Origin of the sequence: Modestobacter sp. DSM 44400 (genome assembly GCF_900107175.1) — a bacterium.
Lineage (GTDB): Bacteria > Actinomycetota > Actinomycetes > Mycobacteriales > Geodermatophilaceae > Modestobacter.
The window spans coordinates 1-1,424 of the sequence record NZ_FNOZ01000164.1; the positions used below are offsets into that span (position 1 = coordinate 1).

A 1,424-nucleotide genomic window follows, 5' to 3' on the forward strand; every position below is an offset into this window, starting at 1 on the left:
GGCTCTTCGCAGTTGAGGGTGTAGAGCCGGTCGGCGCGTCGGTCGCCGGATAAGGGTCGAGGTCTTCCGAAGATGGGAGTTCTGACGCTGCCCATCTGGAAGACCTCGACGTGCCCGACGCTACCTTCGCTTGCCCTGACCTGACCACGTTCGCTCGCCTGGACGGACTCGGCCTTGAAGTCGTCGGACAGCGCCTCGAACCCGACCGTGCGGTCCTGGCGTGCCGGGTCGTCGAGCCGGACCAGTGGTGCCGCCGCTGCGGCTGCGAGGGAGTGCCCCGTGACACGGTGGTTCGGCGGCTGGCGCACGAGCCGCTGGGCTGGCGCCCCACGACCTTGTTGGTCACGGTCCGCCGCTACCGGTGCACCGGCTGCGGGCACGTGTGGCGCCAAGACACCAGCAAGGCCGCCGAGCCGCGGGCGAAGCTGTCGCGCCGCGGCCTGCGGTGGGCCCTGGAAGGCATCGTGTGCCAGCACTTGACTGTGGCCCGCGTCGCCGAAGGTCTCGGGGTCTCGTGGAACACCGCTAACGATGCGGTCCTGGCCGAGGGCAAGCGCGTCCTCATCGACGAGGTCGACCGGTTCGACGGCGTCAGGGTGATCGGGGTCGACGAGCACGTCTGGCGACACACCCGCCGTGGCGACAAGTACGTCACCGTGATCATCGACCTGACCGGCATCCGCGAGGGCACCGGGCCGGCCAGGCTGCTCGACATGGTCGAGGGCCGTTCCAAGCAGGCCTTCAAGACCTGGCTCACCGAGCGGCCCCAGGCGTGGCGCGACGCCGTGGAGGTCGTCGCGATGGACGGCTTCACCGGGTTCAAGACAGCCGCTACCGAGGAACTGCCCGACGCTGTCGCGGTGATGGATCCCTTCCACGTGGTGCGACTGGCCGGCGACGCGCTGGATCAGTGCCGGCGCCGGATTCAGCAGGACAGCCGCGGGCACCGGGGCCGCAAGGGCGACCCGCTCTACCGCGCGCGGCGGACCCTGCACACCGGCGCCGACCTGCTCACCGACAAGCAGAAAAACCTGCTGCACGATCTGTTCGCGACCGACGAGCACGTCGAGGTCGAAGCGACCTGGGGGATCTACCAGCGCATGATCGGCGCCTACCGCGAGCCCGACCGGACCCGAGGCCGCGACCTCATGGAGAAGTTGATCACCTCGGTCAGCCACGGCGTCCCCGGCGCCCTGAGCGAGGTCATCACGCTCGGGCGAACCCTGAACAAGCGCGCCGCCGACGTGCTGGCCTACTTCGACCGCCCCGGCACGTCCAACGGCCCGACCGAGGCCATCAACGGCCGACTCGAACACCTCCGCGGCTCCGCCCTCGGATTCCGCAACCTGACCAACTACATCGCCAGATCACTCCTGGAGACCGGCGGCTTCAGACCCCGACTACACCCTGGATCGTGAAGAGCC

Annotated in this window: 1 protein-coding gene; it reads left to right on the forward strand. The window is 69.2% G+C overall.

The window, feature by feature from the left end:
* Positions 1-110: 110 nt before the first annotated feature.
* Positions 111-1,418 (forward strand): ISL3 family transposase, encoded by a 1,308-nt coding sequence (locus tag BLW04_RS25490; RefSeq protein WP_139307053.1) that lies wholly within the window; start codon positions 111-113, stop codon positions 1,416-1,418.
* Positions 1,419-1,424 lie beyond the last annotated feature (6 nt).